We start from the raw sequence: 705 nt of genomic DNA, 5'->3' as shown, positions 1-705 counted from the left end.
TCGCAGCATTTGCACCAGTTTGTGAAGCTACACTAATAGCATTAATTCCTAATGAAGTTGTTCCCATGTTGCCAATTGTCACAGACAATGTTTGAGAGGCATTCGCACCAATATGAATCAGCTTGCCTGAAAACGATCCATTAAGTAGCTTTTGTGTGTTGAACTCTGTATCTGTGGAGATACGATCGATTTCAGCGATTAAAGCTGTTACCTCTTTTTGAAGCTCAGCACGGTCTTCGTTCGTATTCGTATCGTTCGCTGATTGTACAGCTAGCTCACGCATACGTTGTAGGATGGAGTGAGTTTCGTTTAACGCACCCTCTGCTGTTTGGATTAAAGAAATTCCATCTTGAGCGTTCTTCGTTGCCATGTTTAATCCGCGGATCTGTCCACGCATTTTTTCAGAGATCGCGAGTCCTGCTGCGTCATCTCCTGCACGGTTAATACGTAGTCCTGATGATAATTTCTCTAATGATTTTCCTACTTGTCCTGTGTTCGATGTTAATGCCTTGTGTGCATTTAACGCCATAATGTTGTTATTAATTCTCATTTTCTTTTTCCTCCTTGAGTTTGTGGATTCCCCACTTCCTTGTGGGAAGAAGTTCAACAAATGCTAAGGACATTGCTGAACGCCTTTCTATTATTTATATCGACAGTCATGCATAAGAGTTTAATACTTCAAGAAAAAAAAAAAGATAGCCTGAG

General features: G+C 40.7%; 1 protein-coding gene. It reads right to left on the bottom strand.

Annotation, left to right across the window (positions count from 1 at the left end; translation table 11 throughout):
* A partial coding sequence (locus JCM10596_RS22910) for a flagellin N-terminal helical domain-containing protein (RefSeq protein ID WP_025029062.1) occupies positions 1–550 on the bottom strand: 550 nt, incomplete at its 3' end.
* Positions 551–705 lie beyond the last annotated feature (155 nt).

Source organism: Caldalkalibacillus mannanilyticus JCM 10596 (genome assembly GCF_000615945.1).
GTDB lineage: Bacteria > Bacillota > Bacilli > Caldalkalibacillales > JCM-10596 > Bacillus_AT > Bacillus_AT mannanilyticus.
Note: the sequence above shows the minus strand (reverse complement) of the source record. Positions and strands in the feature narration are given on the sequence as shown.